Source organism: Shewanella saliphila, from assembly GCF_014648295.1.
In the GTDB taxonomy this organism is placed as follows: domain Bacteria; phylum Pseudomonadota; class Gammaproteobacteria; order Enterobacterales; family Shewanellaceae; genus Shewanella; species Shewanella saliphila.
Window position 1 is genome coordinate 1 of the sequence record NZ_BMQV01000061.1, and the last position, 17,763, is coordinate 17,763.

Below are 17,763 nucleotides of genomic sequence, written 5' to 3' on the forward strand. Positions count from 1 at the left end.
TATTAAGTATAAAGACAAAGAAAAAGAGCGCTATTTGATCACACTGGCGAGATCAATCAAGCTATTTTTTATCTCTTTGTTTTTAAAAAGGATGTATGAAAAGCGATCGAGTATGATCAGCCCCTGCTAAAAAGGTGGCTTGCCAACCAAATGTTTGGCCAATATAGGTGCCTAATGGCACGCCTGTCACCAATGCGACGGTTAAACTGGTAAACATAATCGCAATGGCGCTGGCAGCTTTTTCTTTAGGCACTAATCCGGTTGCAATGGTTGAACCAATAGAGAAAAACACTCCATGGGCTAGGCCAGTAATAATGCGTGCAACAATTAAGGTTTCATAGCCTGGGGCTTGCCATGCTAATACATTACCTGCCACAAACAGCGCCATAACGGTTAATAACACGTTTTTACGGTTCCATTTACTGTATACCCAATCAACCTGAAGATGCTCGATTTCAGCAAGAGTTTACACGCGTTTAGGCAAGGCATTGATTGCGGATAATGGTCGTTCCCTTTCCAAAATCAATAACACAGCTTAAACGCGTGTAAAACTTGCCCTTTGGGAGTTTCACCGTGTTCCCACTACGTTGTTGCGCTAATTTATAAGGTACCTACATTACTGCATTAACGCGCCTAGTATTGAAAACACGGTGAAGCTCTGAAACACGTCTCTTCAAGTTGATTGGGTATAAGTGCCGTTAATACCGGTGCGCCAATCGCAACACCTAGGGCATACAAGCTGACTAACAAGCCTGCTGAGGGTAATGAAACATTAAGGTCTTGGGCCATGGTGGGCAGTAACCCCACAATGACAAATTCGGTGGTACCGATTGCAAAGGCGCTTAGCGTCAATGCGAGTAGGGCTAACGGCATGATGTGTTCCTCGGGTTTAATAAGGTGAATGAGTCGATATTGCGTAATGCTGGCTATTATTCACGGTAAATGAGTTGTAAAAAACAGTGTCTTTAGCAAATGACTTTTGTGTAAAATGAAGGTAATTGGCGTTAACCCGAGGTGTGTATGCTGACTCGCTCAGATGATCTGGATATTTTATTAACTGTGGTCGACAGCGGCGGCTTTTCTGCGGCGGCCGATATTTTAAATATTCAAGTGGCGCGCGTGTCGCGGGCGGTGAGTAAAATTGAGCAGCAGCTTGGGGTGACTATATTAAACCGCACCACTCGGCGTATTGAGCTGACTGACGAAGGTAGGCAATTTGTCGAGTCGGTGAGAACGGGCTTACTGCATTTACAACGGGCAGAAGATGAGTTAGTTAAGCGAGGAGAGTTACCGCAAGGGCGATTGCGCGTAGATGCCGCAAGCCCGTTTGTGTTTCATCAGCTGGTGCCATTAATGCAAGATTTTAGGCTGGCGTATCCAGACATTATGTTAGAACTCACTTCAAACGAGGGGTATGTCGACTTGCTTGAAAAGCGCACCGATGTGGCCATTCGTATCGGTAAATTAAACGATTCTACCTTGTACGCCAGACCATTAGGCAAGAGTGCCTTACACATCGTCGCCTCGCCAGCCTACATTGCTCGCCGAGGCGCGCCGCAAAAAGTGGCTGACCTAAGCGGCCATGAGTTACTCGGGTTTACCGAGCCAAAAGCGCTGAACCTGTGGCCGTTAAAAGGTAGCGAGGAAATTACGCCGAGCATCAGTAGCAGCAATGGCGAAACGCTGCGCCAATTAGCGTTAAGCGGTAATGGTATTGCGTGTTTGTCGGGCTTTATGATTAACGACGATTTAGCTGCCGGGCGGTTAGTCACTTTGCTTAATCAAGACAAAATTAATATCAGCGATCGCGAACAAGTGAATGCGATGTATTACAAATCATCGACTGTGGCGCGGCGGATCTCAGCCTTTATTGAATTTATTCAGCCTAGATTAACCTTGTAATTATTGGCGAAAATTAACATCCGTTTAGATACCGATACAGAGGATGCGTAGTTTACTGATTGGTGATATTGTGGCGTTTGTGAATTTTTCTCTATCTCAACCGATGACATCATGATTAAACATATAATGGACTACCTGCGTTTAGTGCTGTTTGTTTGTGGCGTATTGATTGGTATTCAAGTTCCCGGTTTTGTCGATCAATATGGTCAACGCTTAGAAGCACATCAGCTAGAAGCCAAGCAAAGTTTGGCCGAATTTCAACACGACGCCGACCGCTTTTTTGCTGGCGACATCAGTAAGCTTATTCAACACTATCGCAAAAATAACGATCCGGTTTTCAGCGCGGGTGGCGAAAGCATTGAGTCGATTTATCAACGTTACGTGGCGTTAACCGATGCATTAACGCGCTTTCGTCAACACAGTTATAGCCCATACCAGCAAGTGATCCTTGCACCGCAAACAGACATTCAAGCTGAAGTATGGAAAAACTATTCGCATGTGATTTTATTAAAGCCCGAAGCCATTGCCATAGGCATGTTACTTGGGCTGTTGATCTCAATTTTATGTGAGTCAGTATTATCTATTTTGTACGTGGGATGCCGTAAAGTATTGGCGCCTAAATAACCCATTTATTCACCCTTAAGGAAATATAATTATGATCGCTACAGGACAATCTTTACCAAAAGCTACATTAAGCCAACTAACTAAAGACGGTATGGTTAATCACGATGTGACTGAGCTTTTTGCCGGTAAAAAAGTGGTGTTATTTGCTGTGCCAGGTGCCTTTACGCCGACCTGTTCAGAAGCTCACTTACCAGGCTTTGTAGTACAGGCAGACGAGTTTAAAGCCAAAGGTGTTGACCTTATCGCTTGTGTATCTGTTAACGATGCATTTGTGATGAAAGCATGGGGCGAAGCGCAAAATGCCTCTGAATTAATGATGCTAGCCGACGGCGATGCCAGCTTTACTAAAGCGCTCGGCCTAGAAATGGACACAGCAGGTTTTGGCGGTATTCGTTCACAACGTTACGCGATGATTATCGACAACGGCGTAGTGACATTATTGAATGTTGAAGCACCAAAATCATTTGAAGTGAGCACAGCAGAAGCAGTAATGGCTGCGCTGTAAGATGCTATTCAAATTAGATTGAAAAAGTGGGCGCCCAATGTGGCGCCCATTTTTTATAGAAAAAGAGTCTACGCTTTGGCTTCGCCAATCCCGAGGTTTCGCTCAATATTATCTACGCTGTTACTGACCTCGTGAGCAATGGTTTCGCTTTGTTCAAAAGCATGTTTAGCCCGTAGCATTAGGGTGTCCATTGCCGCGACAAACTCATCAAGATAATGAACTTGTTGCTTAGCATGTTCGCTGCCCTGGTTAGCATTGTTGGCCATTGCATTAGCTTGTTGCTGCACCTGTTTAGCTACGCTCAGTAAACTTTGGGCACGTGTTTTTTGTTGCTCAGAGGCGGCACTAATGTCATTGACGCTTTGGCTTAGTGCCTCATTTGAACTGGTGAGCTGAGTTAATATCGCCATAATATCTTTAAGTGACAACTGGGTGCGATGAGATAAGCTGCGCACTTCATCAGCCACTACCGCAAAGCCGCGACCTTGCTCGCCCGCTCTGGCCGCTTCAATGGCTGCGTTTAATGCCAGTAAGTTGGTTTGGTCGGCAATATTACCAATCACATCCACAATTTTAGCGGCATCATTCACCGAGGTACTCAACTGACTAAGTGAACGATTACATTGGTTTACCGTAGACAATGTATGTTCGGTTGCCGTTAATACGCCTTGAGCTTCTTGCTGGCTGGCTAACATGTCTGTCATGGTTTGTTGAGCGCTGTCGGTTAGCTCACTAGACGACTGGTTTACTTGGTTGGCTAATTCAATTAAATCAGCTGTTTGCCCTTGTGCTTGTTGTACTACGTCTTGAGTTTGTTGGGTGCTGTTAGACAGCGAGCCAATACGCGCCACTAGCTCACTTAATGATTGCGATACCGCTGTCATATTGTGCTTTTGCTGCTCGTCTTCTTGTTCAAACCGCTGTAATAAGCGATTAAAATGGGCAGCAATTTGGCCGGTTTCGCATTGGCTGGTCACCGCTAATGGTTCGCGTTGATTAGATTCGCTCAACATGGAAAAAGCGCGATTTAAGCGCCGTAATGGTGTGACGACACGGCGCTGCTGCAAAATAAGATAACAGACTGCAAATAGCGCTAACACGCCAACCATGCCATACAGTAGCCACTGCAAGCTGAGCTTTAATTGTTGGTCTGTTTGTTGTTGTGTTTCAGCTAACGCCACCAGTTGCTGCTCTACCTGGCTGGTGGCATTGATCAGCGCAGTTTGCACCGCCTGGTTTTCATTGAGCATCGCTTCGGTATTGCTGACTTCTTTACTGTAGCGTTGGCTTAAACTCAGTAATTCTGAGCGAGGTGTTTCACCTACTTCAATTTGCTCAGGTTCATCGTCGCCTAACGCAAACTCGTCGACTTCTTCGGTGCGATAAATGCCGAGTAAAGGCAGTTGTTGTAATTGATCGTGCCAGGTGTTTAGCGCATCAATGGTGAAATTTACGCTGTTGCTCACACCAGTATCTTTATCAATGAGTAAGGCTTGAGTGAGCTGAGATAACTGATACACCAGGTTGGGTAATTCTGTGCTGAGGGCGAGGTATTGTTGTGCCACGCTATTATCTTGTGGCGCCGATTGTGCATAACGGCTTAAGCTGCGGCTGTAACTGAGCATCTCAGATTCTGCAAACGCCAACAATTGACGCGGATTACCAGCTAATTTACCCGCTGCGCGATATTTTGTGTCTAAATCTTGCGTAAGCTGCACCATTAATTGGGTCAGCGAGGCGCTGTCGAGTTGTGGATGTGCTTGTTGTAATGCACTGATACTGACAGTAATACCGCTTATATCTGTTCGGGCTTGCTCTAGATAATTGCTTTGACCTGTTTGCAAATATTTGTCGATATTACGGCGCACATCATATTGAAATGTATGCTGAATACGTTGCAGGTTTTGGTTGAGTTGCTCACTCACTTGCCGTTGCTGATTACTCCACAACACGGTGGCAGCTAGCGAAGCCGCGAGGATAAGTAGTAACGCCGATGCACTAAGCGATAAGGTTGATATTTTCATTCAATAAAAAACTCAAGCAATTTCCATTGTGAGTATTTTATGGCACTAATATGACAGTTTATCGTGCGGGGTGAGACTTATTGCTTAATAATCAATTTGATTTATTTTTAATAATTATCAGTGTCTTGTGGTTTTTTGGTGGCAGAAAAAGTGAAAAGGGGCAGTTGCGTGGAGGTTAAGCAGTGCAATTTAATGAGTGAGCATTAACCGGTTGTCATCGGTTAGTCATATAAGTACGCGGCATTGATACATTGCTTTATATTTAGCGTAACAGTACGGTAAGACGTACCCGAAATAGATAGCATCAATTGTCTGCGAGTTTTTTATCCATTAATGGCAGCCAAATCTGGGCTTTTAAACCACCTTGGGGGCGATTAGACAATTTTATTTTGCCATGGTGGCGGTCAATAATCCGTTTAATAATCGCCAGTCCTAAGCCCGAACCGACACTGCCACGGGCGGTATCACCTTGAGTGAAGGGTTGAAATAACTGCTCAACCTTAGACTCATCAATGCCTGGGCCATTATCTTCAATGCTAAAGCAGACTGATTTACCCTGGCGGTATGAGCTGATTTTGATCCAACCATTACCGTAACGAAACGCATTTTCTACCAGGTTGCTCAGCACACGTTTAATCGCCACGCTATTCATGGCAATGTCGGGGCAGTTGCCTAGCGACAGCTCTATGGTTTCTTCGCGGTGAGATTCCTGTTGGCTAATTTCCTGGATTAAGCGGTTAATTTGATCTGGCTCGCGCACACCTTCACGATCGTTGCGAATATAGGCAATAAACTGATTAATAATCGCATCCATGTCTTCAATGTCGGTAACAATGCCTTCTTTTAAATATTGGTCTTCTTCAACCATCATTTCAGATGCTAAGCGAATACGAGTCAGTGGCGTGCGTAGGTCGTGGGAGATACCGGCCATGAGTAAGGCGCGGTCTTGCTCAAGCTGTTTCATGCTATGCGCCATTTGATTAAACGCATGGGTTACTTCAACAATTTCAGTGGAGCCACTCAAGGGTAACGTGGGCGGAAAGTCGCCTTGAGACACCGCAACCGCGGCTTTTTGTAAGCGTTTTAATGGCCTGTTTTGCCTACGGGCAAATAACCAACCGCCAGCGACACTGAGCGCGCCAATCACCAATAAATACAAAGTTAATGGCGATAAATCAGATTCGTTAATGCCGGTTAAGGGTACTTTAATCCACAACGTTGGGGCTTGAGGTGGCTTAATCCACACGTCGAGATTTTCGCCCTGAGAAAAACGCACTTCAGCTTCACCGCCCAAATAAACCGACATTTGTTCAGATAAAAAACTGTAATAAGTGGCCTGGCCGAGTCCGGCTTCCTGGGCTTGTTTTTGGTTGTAAACCGTCATGCCATCGTCACGCACTTTGGCGTTTAAGGCATCAACCATGGTGAGATGTTCGCGGCCAACATCCACGCCATCAACAAATAATATGTTGATTTGGCGGGCAATCAGTTGGTTAATTTGCTCGTAACTGGGTTTGATAAAGTAAACGGCGACCGACCAGTACGATACTAATTGATTGATCAGCAATAAGCTGCCAATCAATAATACCGTTTGGCTAAACGCGCTTCGAGGTAAGAAGCGTTGCCACCATTTTAACTTGAGTTCCATGAATTACTTACGCGTGGCGCCGTCGGGTACAAATACATAACCTAAACCCCAAACCGTTTGAATATAGCGTGGGTTAGCGGCATCTTTTTCAATTAAACGGCGTAGGCGAGACACCTGTACATCGATAGAACGCTCAAGGGCAGAGTAGTCACGGCCGCGAGCAAGGTTCATTAACTTATCGCGCGATAATGGCTCACGTGGGTGGTTAACCAGCACTTTTAACACGGCAAACTCGCCGCTAGTCAGGGCAATGCTTTCGTCACCATGAAACATCTCGCGCGTGGCTAAATTCAGTGAAAACTCACCAAACTCAATCATTTCTTCCTGCTGCGCAGGCGCACCTGGTACTTCAGTGGTTTGACGACGCATTACCGCTTTAATCCGTGCTAATAACTCACGTGGATTAAAGGGTTTAGGTAAATAGTCATCTGCACCAAGTTCAAGGCCAATAATACGGTCAACTTCATCGCCTTTAGCGGTGAGCATCACAATAGGAATTGGGTTTTCTTGCTGGCGTAAACGGCGGCAAATCGATAAGCCATCTTCACCGGGTAGCATCAAGTCGAGTACCAATAAGTGAAAGTTTTCGCGCTCAAGTAATCGATCCATTTGTTCAGCATTGGCGGCGCTACGTACTTGAAAGCCTTGTTCAAGCAAGTAACGTTCTAATAATGAACGTAATCTCATGTCGTCATCGACAACGAGAATCTTAGAGGTTTCTTGGCCCATGGAATATCCTTTTAACACTAAATTGATACCAGCAATGGCTCAGTATGAAGTGTAATCACTTGAATTTGAATAGCTGATTGCAGCAGAAATTGTAACTAAATAGCTGTAAATGCCGCTTTATTGTTTAAAAAGCGGCAAATGATCAGTGTTGTGGTCAGTATCTTGGTCAAAAGATAAAGCCAGTTGCTGGCGCAAAGGCTGAAAAATCATGCGAGGTAATGCGGATGTCAGTTGTAGGTGGCTATCAAAAATAGGCTCACTAAACTCTTGCTGGCCTTCAAAGCGACCCCATTGTAAGTGAGTATTATGCGGATGAATGTGAGGGTCTTGATGTAAGTTAACATTCACTAAAACGTAATAACCACTGCTGAGCAGTACAACACTACTTAATGCCGGTGTTGATAACTGATGCCAGACGCCGAAGATAGATTGGCGCTTGTAGGCATAATAGTCATGTTGTTCATCGATAATGCTGTCTGCGTTAGTGTCGATAGTGAAGACTAACTTTTTTGATTCTAAGCCAAGCGCGATATGCAGCTTGGGATGGGTAATTTGATACGCCACCAGGCCCAATAGCGGATTATTGCTATAACTGGCCATAAAGCGCACACCATTAGGTGCAATAGCGAGTCGGCCCCATTCGGCCACGCTTTGATGCGGCGTTAGGTGGTTGAGCTTGATGTATAAATAGCTTAAGTCACGGTTTAATTGCAGTAAGGTGATGTGCTCTGGGGTGTCGATAATCCAATTGCCGAATAATGCGTGCTGAATATTTGAGGTTAATGTTTGCGCTGTCGCGTTGACGGGCGCCACCAACGTTAGGTGGAACATCAAAGATAGAATGCATAAGCGCAATGTTTTGCTAGCACAATTGATTGGGCGAGTTAGCCGTTGGATAGTTAACGCGGTAAACATAATATCCCTTTATGTTTTTAGAGTGGGTAAATACCCAAACAACCTGAAGACGCTCGATTTCAGCAAGAGTTTACACGCGTTTAGGCAAGGCATTGATTGCGGGTAATGGTCGTTCCCTTTCCAAAATCAGCTAAATTAACAAAAGCCGCAGCATAAACGCGTGTAAAACTTGCCCTTTGGGAGTTTCACCGTGTTCCCACTACGTTGTTGCGCTAATTTATAAGGTACCTACATTACCGCATTAACGCGCCTAGTATTGAAAACACGGTGAAGCTCTGAAACACGGATCTTCAAGTTGATTGGGTATAGACCGAACTTCATGCGGTAATTTAAATGAGCTTTAACCCTAGTCAACAATGCTGAATAAGCAAATAAAAAGCCCGCAGCATAGGCTAACGGGCTTTGTGTTCAACCAAATAATGATGACCGATTAAGGTACTAAAGTCAGTAATGGTACTTGAGCAGCAACTTGAAAATCCAATGCCATGGTCACGCTTAATGCGGTAATGGTGATAATGGAAAACCCAAATACCTGCCGAGCCCAAGACTGTAAATTGATATCCTGGCGATAGCCTTTAAGCGCCATAGCTAGCCACCAAAAGCTGGTGGCACAGGTGACCGCGGTAAAGGCGATGCCAGTGTATCCGGCTAATGGCAGTAACACGCTCACTAAGGCAAATACCGCGATGTATAACACAATATGCAATTTTGCTTTGGCCATGCCTTCTGCCACGGGTAACACCGGAATGTTAGCCGCGGCGTAATCGTCAAAGCGAAAAATGGCAATCGCATACGAGTGGGGCATTTGCCATAGGCTAAACATTAGCAGCAAAATAATCGCGCCCATGTCCATTTGCCCGGTAACCGCGCAATAACCCACAACAGGTGGCACAGCACCCGAAAAGCTGCCGACTAAAGTGCCGTAAACCGAGTGACGTTTCATGTACAGGCTATAAACGCCGACATAAACCACATAGCCAATGGCGGCAAACAGTACTGCTAGGCTGTTGGTAAATATTGCCAGCATAGCAAAACCTATCACGCCAATGCCTAGCCCAAACATCAATACCGATGAAATTGACAGTTCGCCCGTTACGGTAACGCGTTTACAGGTGCGCTGCATTTTGGCGTCGATGTCGCGATCAATGCAATTATTGATCGCGCAACCCGACGCCACCACCAAAGACAAACCTATCATGGTGGCGAACATCAAGGTCAAATCAACATTACCTTGAGCCGCGAGTAAAAAGCCGCCCGCGACAGAAATTAAATTGCCCATGATGATGCCAGGCTTAGTGACCTGAACATATCCTCGTAAGCGTGAGGTTAATTGTGCTGACATAAGTTGACCTTGATTATTCATGATAGCTGTCTAATTACATCATCAATTCGTTAGCTGCGTAGATAATCCACACAGACAAACCCACTACCATGACAATAATCAAGGCGGTGAATAAGAACGAGAATGTATTGATTCTGCCTTCTTTAGAAAAATCTAAATGGAGGAAGTACTTAAGGTGCACCACGATTTGCACTATCGCGGTTATCACTACGACCCATATGGTGGTTGCATGATCAAACTGGTGCGTCATCACCGACAAAAATGGAATTGCCGTTAATACTACCGACAATACAAAACCGACAACATACGATTTGATACTGGCAGCAAAATCGCCTGCCTCATGGCTTGAATGTGCATGGCTCATTACAAGGCTCCTAACAAATAAACTACGGTAAACACACCCACCCACACGATGTCTAAGAAGTGCCAAAACAAACTTAAGCAGCTCAAACGAGTCACACTGCGATTAGTTAAGCCAGTTTTAAGCACTTCAACCATCATGATCAGCATCCAAATTAAGCCCGCAGTAACATGCAAACCATGCATACCGACTAGGGCAAAAAATGCGGATAAAAACGCGCTGCGATCTGGGCCATTACCGTGTTCAATTAAATGATGGAACTCGTACACTTCCATTGCAATAAACACACAACCTAGAGCAAAGGTCACTAACAGCCAGCCAAGGGTAGCTGCCTGTTTTTGGTGTTTAGCGCAAATCATTGCCACGCCATAGGTGATACTACTGACCAATAACGCGGCGGTTTCGATTAATACAAAGTCGAGCTCAAAAATATCTTTGCCAGATACACCACCGTCGGTGTTCATGTACAGCACAGCGTAAGTGGCAAATACCGAGGCAAACAAAATGCAGTCGGTCATCAAATATATCCAAAAACCGAACAAGGTATTCGCGCTGGTATCGTGGTGCTTGTCATGGTGTTGATCATTGTGCTCATGAGGATGAGCCACATGTAAATCTGCTTGAATCGCAATACTCATAATCAGCCCCTCACAACGTTAGTTAGGTTTGCAGTGACGTTATCTAGGTGCGCATTTTCAATGCGCGTGACGTCATCAGGTTGCACGTAATAATCGACATCGTTGTCGTAAGCGCGCACTAAAAACAGCACAAATGCGCCAGCAAAGCCTACAATAGCCAACCACCAAATATGCCAAATAGCCGCAAAGCCAACCGCCGTTATGCACGCCGCGATTAAAATGCCACTGGCGGTATTTTTAGGCATGTGGATTGGCTGATACGTTTGCTCACGTTGATACGCCTGGCCTTTTTCTTTCATATCGGTAAAGGCATCAATGTCTGATACATGGGGTAATTTCGCGAAGTTATAAAACTGCGGCGGTGACGAGGTAGACCACTCTAAAGTATGGCCATTCCACGGGTCGCCAGTGGTATCTAAGTTTTGCTCACGGTCGCGGAAGCTCACATACAATTGAACAAACTGTAAAATGATGCCGGCTAAAATGATAAAGGCACCTACCGCAGCAAAGTAAATCCAGAAGTTCCACGCAGGGTTGTCGGTGTGGTTAATACGACGCGTCATGCCGAGGAATCCAAGCACGTACAGCGGCATAAACGCCACATAAAAACCTACCTGCCAGCACCAGAATGACGCTTTACCTAAACGCTCATTTAAGTGGAAGCCCATGGCTTTAGGGAACCAAAATGCAAACCCTGCCATGTACCCAAATACTGCACCACCTAAAATGGTGTTATGAAAATGAGCAATCAAAAATAGGCTGTTGTGTAATACGTAATCCGCCCCTGGTACCGCCAGTAATACGCCGGTCATGCCGCCAATAGTAAAGGTGACCATAAAGCCTAGGGTCCACAATACCGGCACGGTAATGCGTAAACGGCCGCGGTAAATGGTAAATAACCAGTTAAACAGTTTTACCCCAGTTGGCACGGCAATCACCATGGTCATTACCCCAAAGAAGGCATTGACGTTGGCGCTTGAGCCCATGGTAAAAAAGTGGTGTAACCACACAATAAAACCAAGAATAGAAATCGCGCCACTTGCCCACACCATTGAGCTGTAGCCAAATAGGCGTTTTGAGGTAAAGGTTGAGATCACTTCTGAGAAAATACCAAATGCCGGTAAAATCAGAATATACACTTCAGGATGTCCCCAGGCCCAAAATAGGTTGATGTACATCATGGCGTTGCCGCCACCATCATTAGTAAAGAAGTGGAAATCGAGGTAACGATCTAAGGTTAATAGGCCTAACACCGCGGTTAAAATAGGGAACGAAGCAACGATTAAGATATTGGCCCAGGTACAGGTCCAGGTAAAAATCGGCATTTGCATCAGCTTCATGCCTGGCGCGCGCATTTTTAATACTGTGGCAATAAAGTTCACCCCAGTTAAGGTTGTCCCTATGCCCGATATTTGCAAGGCCCAGATATAATAATCAACTCCCACTCCCGGGCTGTAAGCCAGCTCAGATAATGGCGGATAAGCCACCCAACCGGTTTTAGCAAATTCACCGAGCCCAAGTGAAATATTAATTAGCACCGCGCCAGAAGTGGTGAGCCAAAAGCTTAAATTGTTTAAAAACGGAAACGCCACATCGCGGGCACCAATTTGCAGCGGCAATATTAAGTTCATTAAACCGATCATAAATGGCATAGCCATAAAGATAATCATGATCACGCCGTGGGCCGTGAAGATTTGGTCGTAATGTTCTGGTGGTAAATACCCCGCAGCGCCATTGGTGGCGAGCGCCTGTTGGGTTCGCATCATAATCGCGTCAGAGAAACCACGGATTAGCATCACTAATGCCAACAAAATGTACATAATACCAAGACGTTTGTGGTCAACCGAGGTGAGCCAGTCGTGCCACAACACGCCCCATTTTTGATGCTTTGTAATCAGCGCCGCAATAATCAACCCAATTACACCAACAACCGCAAGGGTTACCATAATAATGGGTTCGTGATATGGAATAGACTCGAGTGTTAATTTTCCAAAAAATGACATGATTACTCCGCCTCCCCAGAAACAGTCGAGGACGGCTCTGTGGTTGAGTGTGAAGGGGTTGAATGTTGAGAATGTTGTCCAGCGTCCATGTCTTTCATATGTTGCATGTGCTGCATATGTTGAGCGTGGTCCATGCCTTCCATATTGCCCATGTCGTGCATACCTTCCATACCTTCCATACTGCCCATCGATTTCATGTTCGAGTCTGGGTGCATGTACTGCATCACAATGTAATTAAACATGCCGCGTTGTACTGAGCCGAAATACTGCACAGGGTTGTTTTCGCTCTTTTTCGCGAGCTGCTTATATTGCTCAACATCTAAGGTGCTTGCTTGCTGCTTAACCTTGGTAACCCAGGCATCAAAGTCGTCTGCTGTGGGCGTGGCGATGGCATTAAACTTCATGCCCGCAAACCCAGCGCCGCTGTAGTTAGCTGAAATACCTTTAAAGGTGCCCGGCTCGTTGGCAATAAGGTGCAACTTGGTTGCCATGCCTGCCATAGAGTAAATTTGGCTGCCTAGCTGCGGAATGAAAAATGAGTTCATTGCCGTGTCTGAGGTAATTTTAAAGTTAACCGGTACATTGGTAGGGAAGGCCAATTCGTTAACCGAGGCGATGCCATATTCTGGATAGATAAATAACCATTTCCAGTCGAGTGATACCACCTGGACGGTGATTGGCTTTGCATCATGTTCAAGCGGTTTGTAAGGGTCGAGTTTATGGGTTGAGTCCCAGGTGATGACCCCTAATATAATTACGATCACAATAGGGATTAGCCACACAACAATTTCGATGGTTTTAGAGTGGGCCCATTTAGGGGCATAGATTTCGTGATCGCGTCCGTCGCGGTATTTCCACGCAAAATAGAGCGTCATAAAAATAACCGGAATAACCACAATCAGCATCAATAATGTCGCCACGACGATGAGGTGTTTCTCATCCATGCCAACTTGACCTTTAGGGTCGAGCACACCGCCTTCGCAGCCGGCCAGCATTAATGCGCCAGCTGCCAGCATGGCTTTACTTAATTTTCGAATGAACAAAGGAAGATTCCTCTCACCTTAATAACTTAACTACGCTGCCAGGAGGTAACCGTGACAGATTAAAAGCAACAGGTAGCCAGCATGGGCAAGGCTCAAATGAGCTGTCGCCTATCGCGTTGATATCACATCAACGTGCTATGAATAACCTGTTGTAAGAGTTGAGCTAAAACGAAAATTAACGAGGAGGGGCGCGACAACCGTGTGCCGTATAGTCTAACGACTTAGGAATAACAGGAGATAATGCACTTAGCGCATCGCTGAGTTCAAGCAGATTGCTAAATTTAGAGTTGAGGTGAAACAAACGCCAAAATTGCTCAATAACCATAGGGTTAAGCACAATTAAGCTGAGCAAGCCCGCCCCAACAAACTCAGCCAATAGGCCGTCTGCAATCGCGATAAACTCACTGATATCAATAAAGTGACCTACCGAAATCGATAAAGCATCGGCTAAAGGTTGCAGCAACAGTAATCCGAAACACAAAGTTAAATGTGCTTTACTCAATTTAGACAAGCTTGCTATGCGGCTGAGCGGCTTAACAAGTTTTTGGCAAAGAGTTGGATTCAAAAAACGTTTCCGCCTGAGCGTAAAAGAAGTAGTTGTCGCATCAAAAACATGCGAGTTGTTATACGGCAGGAGAATAACAATAAGCGGCTATTAATTGAAAGTAGTTAAAGGCCGTAAAGCTGTGCAAATATTAAATAAACCTGAAATAACACATTGTTTAAACGAGTTATTTACATATTTAACCAAGCGTTCATCACTTTAGGTCTCAAATTGACTAGGTTTGTGACGGGTGGCGCATAAAGTGGCCGATGAAACGTGAGCGATTTAAAGATAGGAGAGAGCTCATGTGTAAAACCAACGGTAAGTTGTATTGAGTATTATGTGGTTTTTAGCAAGCAAGTGTCAGTAGGCGTGAGTGTTGATAAGGAAAAATATCGATTATTTTTACGACAGATTTTGACTTTCGACGAGCTGAACTATATTCTTTGTCGCTGCTTTGCGCTGCACCCGTGTAATCAAAGCGAAATTTTATGTATGTAAGCTCTTACATGTCATGAAAATAAGCTGCATTAGTTAACCCCTTCCTGATTGGATTGCGACAATCCATTTGTAGTAGCAGTTTTGCTTTACCTCATATTTGATAGCATTTCGTTACATGACAGAACAACATCTTAGAGACTGTAGTCGATAAATCCATTTCGGCTCAGTGTGTACTATTGAAATAAATGACTGAATTTAAAACAGAGTGAATAACATGATACAAACCATGAAAAAAGAATGGTTCTCTAACATCCGCGGCGATCTATTAGCTGGCCTTGTGGTTGCGCTGGCGCTAATTCCTGAGGCCATTGCCTTTTCGATTATTGCCGGTGTTGACCCTAAAGTGGGGCTATATGCTTCGTTCTGTATTGCGGTAGTGATTGCATTTACCGGTGGCCGCCCAGGGATGATCTCTGCGGCAACAGGTGCAATGGCACTGTTAATGGTGACCTTAGTAAAAGAGCATGGCCTTGAATACTTATTGGCTGCCACCTTATTAACTGGTGTATTCCAGATTGCCGCAGGTTATTTAAAACTCGGTAACTTAATGCGCTTTGTATCGCGCTCGGTGGTGACCGGTTTTGTGAACGCCTTGGCGATTTTAATCTTTATGGCGCAAGTACCAGAGCTGATTGACGTGACTTGGCATGTGTACGCCATGACAGCCACAGGCCTTGGGATTATTTACTTATTCCCGCTTATTCCGGTTATTGGTAAATCATTGCCTTCACCGTTAGTGTGCATTGTCGGGTTAACCATTTTTGCGGTATTTATGGGCATTGATGTGCGTACCGTAGGTGACATGGGCCAACTGCCAGATACATTGCCTATCTTCTTGTGGCCAGAAGTGCCATTGACTCTTGAAACTCTGATGATCATCTTGCCTTATTCAGCAGGTCTGGCGGTGGTTGGTTTACTTGAATCAATGATGACAGCCACCATTGTTGATGACTTAACCGACACCCAAAGTGATAAAAACCGTGAGTGTAAAGGCCAAGGTATTGCCAACATTGGCGCGGGCTTAATGGGCGGCATGGCAGGTTGTGCGATGATTGGTCAGTCGATTATTAACGTTAAATCAGGCGGCCGTGGTCGTTTATCAACGTTTGCAGCCGGTGTGTTTTTGCTGATTTTAATCGTATTCCTCGGTGACTGGCTAAAGCTCATCCCTATGGCCGCTTTAGTTGCGGTGATGATCATGGTGTCTATCGGGACTTTCTCTTGGGATTCAATCCGTAACCTTAAACATCACCCAATGTCGACAAACCTTGTGATGGTGGCCACGGTTGTGGTTGTTGTTGCTACCCATAACCTGGCGATTGGGGTATTTGTAGGGGTGTTATTGGCTTCATTATTCTTTGCCAATAAAGTGGGCCGATTCATGGTGGTTAAAAGTTCAGACGTTACTGCTGAAACTGGCCGTCATTATCAAATTGTTGGCCAGGTGTTTTTTGCCTCGGCAGATAAGTTTAGCCAATCATTTGATTTTAAAGAAGTGGTTGATAAAGTCACTATCGACTTATCACTAGCGCATTTTTGGGATATCACCGCAGTATCGGCGCTCGATAAAGTGGTGATTAAATTCCGCCGTGATGGCACCGAGGTTGAGCTAATTGGCTTAAATGAAGCCAGTGCAACCATCGTTGATAAATTCGGGGTGCACGATAAACCTGAAGAAGTCGAAAAAATGATGTCTGGTCACTAACCCTGAGCAACACCACAAAAGGAGAACAATAATGACAAATGTGATTGCTTGTATCGACGGTTCAAAAGCCACCTTAGCGGTCTGTAATGCCAGCGTGTGGGCCGCCACTCAAATGGCTGCACCAGTGACTTTGTTGCATGTGTTAGATAAATCTGTGTATCCAACACAATTGAATTTATCTGGCAGCATTGGTTTAGGTACGCGTGAGCACCTACTCGACGAAATGGTTGAGATTGAAGGCCGCAGAAGTAAATTGGCACTCGAGCAAGGAAAATATATGCTCGAAGACGCTAAAACCTGCGTGAATAAGCAGCAAGCTAGCGTTGCGGTAGACACCTTACAGCGCCATGGCGACTTAATTGAAACCTTGTTAGAACAAGAGCCTAATGCACGCTTAGTGGTGATGGGGCGTCAAGGCGAGCAACATCAGGACCAACCCATTGGTAGCCATATTGAGAGTGTTATCCGCACGCTTAAGCAACCGATTTTAGTGGTAATGCCTGAGTTTACTGCACCTAAGCGTTTTATCTTTGCTTACGACGGCAGTGCTACCGCGAAAAAGGCCCTCGCTCGCGTGGCAGCCAGCCCTTTGCTTAAAGGTTTAGCGTGTCACTTAGTGATGGTGTCAGACAATCAAACTCAAGCCAGTGCAGAATTAGCCGCAGCGGCAGACACCTTAAACGGTGCAGACTTTACCGTGAGCACCGCAGTATGTCAGGGCGAAGTGCAAGCTGCATTAGAAGCATACCAAGTTGAACATAGCATCGACTTAATGGTTATGGGCGCTTACGGCCATTCGCGTATTCGCGAGTTTTTTGTGGGTAGTAATACCACCAGAATGATCAGCAAAAGCAAAATCCCGTTATTACTGCTGCGTTAATCATAATGGCTCGCTGATCGCGAGCGGTTATTAGCGGGTTGCGATTAGCGAATAATAATGAGCTATGAACAAAGTGCTGATAGCTAAACCTTGATAGCGATAGTGAATAGTGTCAGTTGATAGCTAACAGCTAAAAGTTAAAAGTGATAGCTAAAAAGCCACTCCGGCAGTGTATGTCGGGGTGGCTTTTTGTTTATGGCTTGGTTGAGGTGATTTAAGGCCTACGAGCACTTACATCGTGACGCTTCGAAGACTCCAGAGCATGGACTAATGTGTACTAGCTCAGACTTGATCTGACAGTTACCCATTTTTAATGGTGCCTGTCAGTTTAGATTTGAGCTAAATTTTTCTCAGCCCAAATTCGTTTCCCATCAAGCAATGTTTCAAGCGGAGTTCTTC

Annotated in this window: 16 protein-coding genes and 1 pseudogene; 5 read left to right on the forward strand and 12 right to left on the reverse strand. The window is 45.2% G+C overall.

What is annotated here, in order from left to right:
• Positions 1 to 127: 127 nt before the first annotated feature.
• Together IEY48_RS18825 and IEY48_RS18830 are read right to left on the reverse strand one after the other, a co-directional pair.
• Positions 128 to 424, reverse strand: a pseudogene (locus tag IEY48_RS18825) (MFS transporter); the annotation flags it as partial.
• 209 nt (positions 425 to 633) lie between these two features.
• Positions 634 to 873 (reverse strand): hypothetical protein, encoded by a 240-nt coding sequence (locus tag IEY48_RS18830; RefSeq protein ID WP_373293755.1) that lies wholly within the window; start codon positions 871 to 873, stop codon positions 634 to 636.
• A 147-nt stretch (positions 874 to 1,020) separates the two neighbouring features.
• Here IEY48_RS18830 and IEY48_RS18835 point away from each other — a divergent pair, with 147 nt between their 5' ends.
• From IEY48_RS18835 to IEY48_RS18845, 3 genes are all read left to right on the forward strand, one after another.
• Entirely contained in the window at positions 1,021 to 1,902 is an 882-nt protein-coding gene (locus IEY48_RS18835; RefSeq protein WP_188923071.1) for a LysR family transcriptional regulator, read from the forward strand.
• Between the two features lie 111 nt (positions 1,903 to 2,013).
• The gene (locus IEY48_RS18840) at positions 2,014 to 2,526 is read left to right on the forward strand and encodes a DUF2937 family protein (RefSeq protein ID WP_188923073.1); all 513 of its coding nucleotides are present in this window, start codon (positions 2,014 to 2,016) and stop codon (positions 2,524 to 2,526) included.
• A gap of 31 nt (positions 2,527 to 2,557) precedes the next feature.
• Positions 2,558 to 3,031, forward strand: a complete 474-nt coding sequence (locus IEY48_RS18845) for a peroxiredoxin (RefSeq protein WP_160052049.1) — start codon at positions 2,558 to 2,560, stop codon at positions 3,029 to 3,031.
• Between the two features lie 68 nt (positions 3,032 to 3,099).
• On the opposite strand, the gene IEY48_RS18850 is transcribed toward IEY48_RS18845, so the two are convergent.
• From IEY48_RS18850 to IEY48_RS18895, 10 genes are all read right to left on the reverse strand, one after another.
• Positions 3,100 to 5,055, reverse strand: coding sequence for a methyl-accepting chemotaxis protein (locus tag IEY48_RS18850; RefSeq protein WP_188923075.1), 1,956 nt, complete (start codon positions 5,053 to 5,055; stop codon positions 3,100 to 3,102).
• A 304-nt stretch (positions 5,056 to 5,359) separates the two neighbouring features.
• Complete coding sequence (envZ, locus tag IEY48_RS18855; protein WP_188923083.1) at positions 5,360 to 6,703, reverse strand: two-component system sensor histidine kinase EnvZ; 1,344 nt, start codon at positions 6,701 to 6,703, stop codon at positions 5,360 to 5,362.
• Between the two features lie 3 nt (positions 6,704 to 6,706).
• Positions 6,707 to 7,432 carry an osmolarity response regulator transcription factor OmpR gene (ompR, locus tag IEY48_RS18860; RefSeq protein WP_188923091.1) on the reverse strand — a complete coding sequence of 242 codons (726 nt, stop codon included), beginning with the start codon at positions 7,430 to 7,432 and terminating at the stop codon, positions 6,707 to 6,709.
• 117 nt (positions 7,433 to 7,549) lie between these two features.
• Positions 7,550 to 8,347, reverse strand: coding sequence for a hypothetical protein (locus IEY48_RS18865; RefSeq protein WP_188923093.1), 798 nt, complete (start codon positions 8,345 to 8,347; stop codon positions 7,550 to 7,552).
• A gap of 430 nt (positions 8,348 to 8,777) precedes the next feature.
• Positions 8,778 to 9,710 (reverse strand): heme o synthase, encoded by a 933-nt coding sequence (gene cyoE / locus IEY48_RS18870; protein WP_188923094.1) that lies wholly within the window; start codon positions 9,708 to 9,710, stop codon positions 8,778 to 8,780.
• Positions 9,711 to 9,723: 13 nt separating this feature from the next.
• A complete protein-coding gene (gene cyoD, locus IEY48_RS18875) occupies positions 9,724 to 10,053 on the reverse strand; it encodes a cytochrome o ubiquinol oxidase subunit IV (RefSeq protein WP_160052039.1) in 330 nt (109 codons plus the stop codon).
• A complete protein-coding gene (gene cyoC, locus IEY48_RS18880) occupies positions 10,053 to 10,688 on the reverse strand; it encodes a cytochrome o ubiquinol oxidase subunit III (protein ID WP_188923096.1) in 636 nt (211 codons plus the stop codon). Before cyoC ends, cyoD begins: the two co-directional genes overlap by 1 nt.
• Positions 10,689 to 10,690: 2 nt before the next feature.
• Positions 10,691 to 12,691 (reverse strand): cytochrome o ubiquinol oxidase subunit I, encoded by a 2,001-nt coding sequence (gene cyoB / locus IEY48_RS18885; RefSeq protein WP_160052037.1) that lies wholly within the window; start codon positions 12,689 to 12,691, stop codon positions 10,691 to 10,693.
• A gap of 2 nt (positions 12,692 to 12,693) precedes the next feature.
• A complete protein-coding gene (cyoA, locus tag IEY48_RS18890) occupies positions 12,694 to 13,734 on the reverse strand; it encodes a ubiquinol oxidase subunit II (RefSeq protein ID WP_188923098.1) in 1,041 nt (346 codons plus the stop codon).
• Positions 13,735 to 13,909: 175 nt separating this feature from the next.
• Entirely contained in the window at positions 13,910 to 14,299 is a 390-nt protein-coding gene (locus IEY48_RS18895) for a hypothetical protein (RefSeq protein ID WP_229786578.1), read from the reverse strand.
• Positions 14,300 to 14,993: 694 nt separating this feature from the next.
• Here IEY48_RS18895 and IEY48_RS18900 point away from each other — a divergent pair.
• On the forward strand, positions 14,994 to 16,484 hold the full coding sequence (locus IEY48_RS18900) for a SulP family inorganic anion transporter (RefSeq protein ID WP_188923100.1): 1,491 nt from the start codon (positions 14,994 to 14,996) through the stop codon (positions 16,482 to 16,484).
• A 31-nt stretch (positions 16,485 to 16,515) separates the two neighbouring features.
• Positions 16,516 to 17,364, forward strand: a complete 849-nt coding sequence (locus IEY48_RS18905; protein WP_188923102.1) for a universal stress protein — start codon at positions 16,516 to 16,518, stop codon at positions 17,362 to 17,364.
• Positions 17,365 to 17,763: the final 399 nt, after the last annotated feature.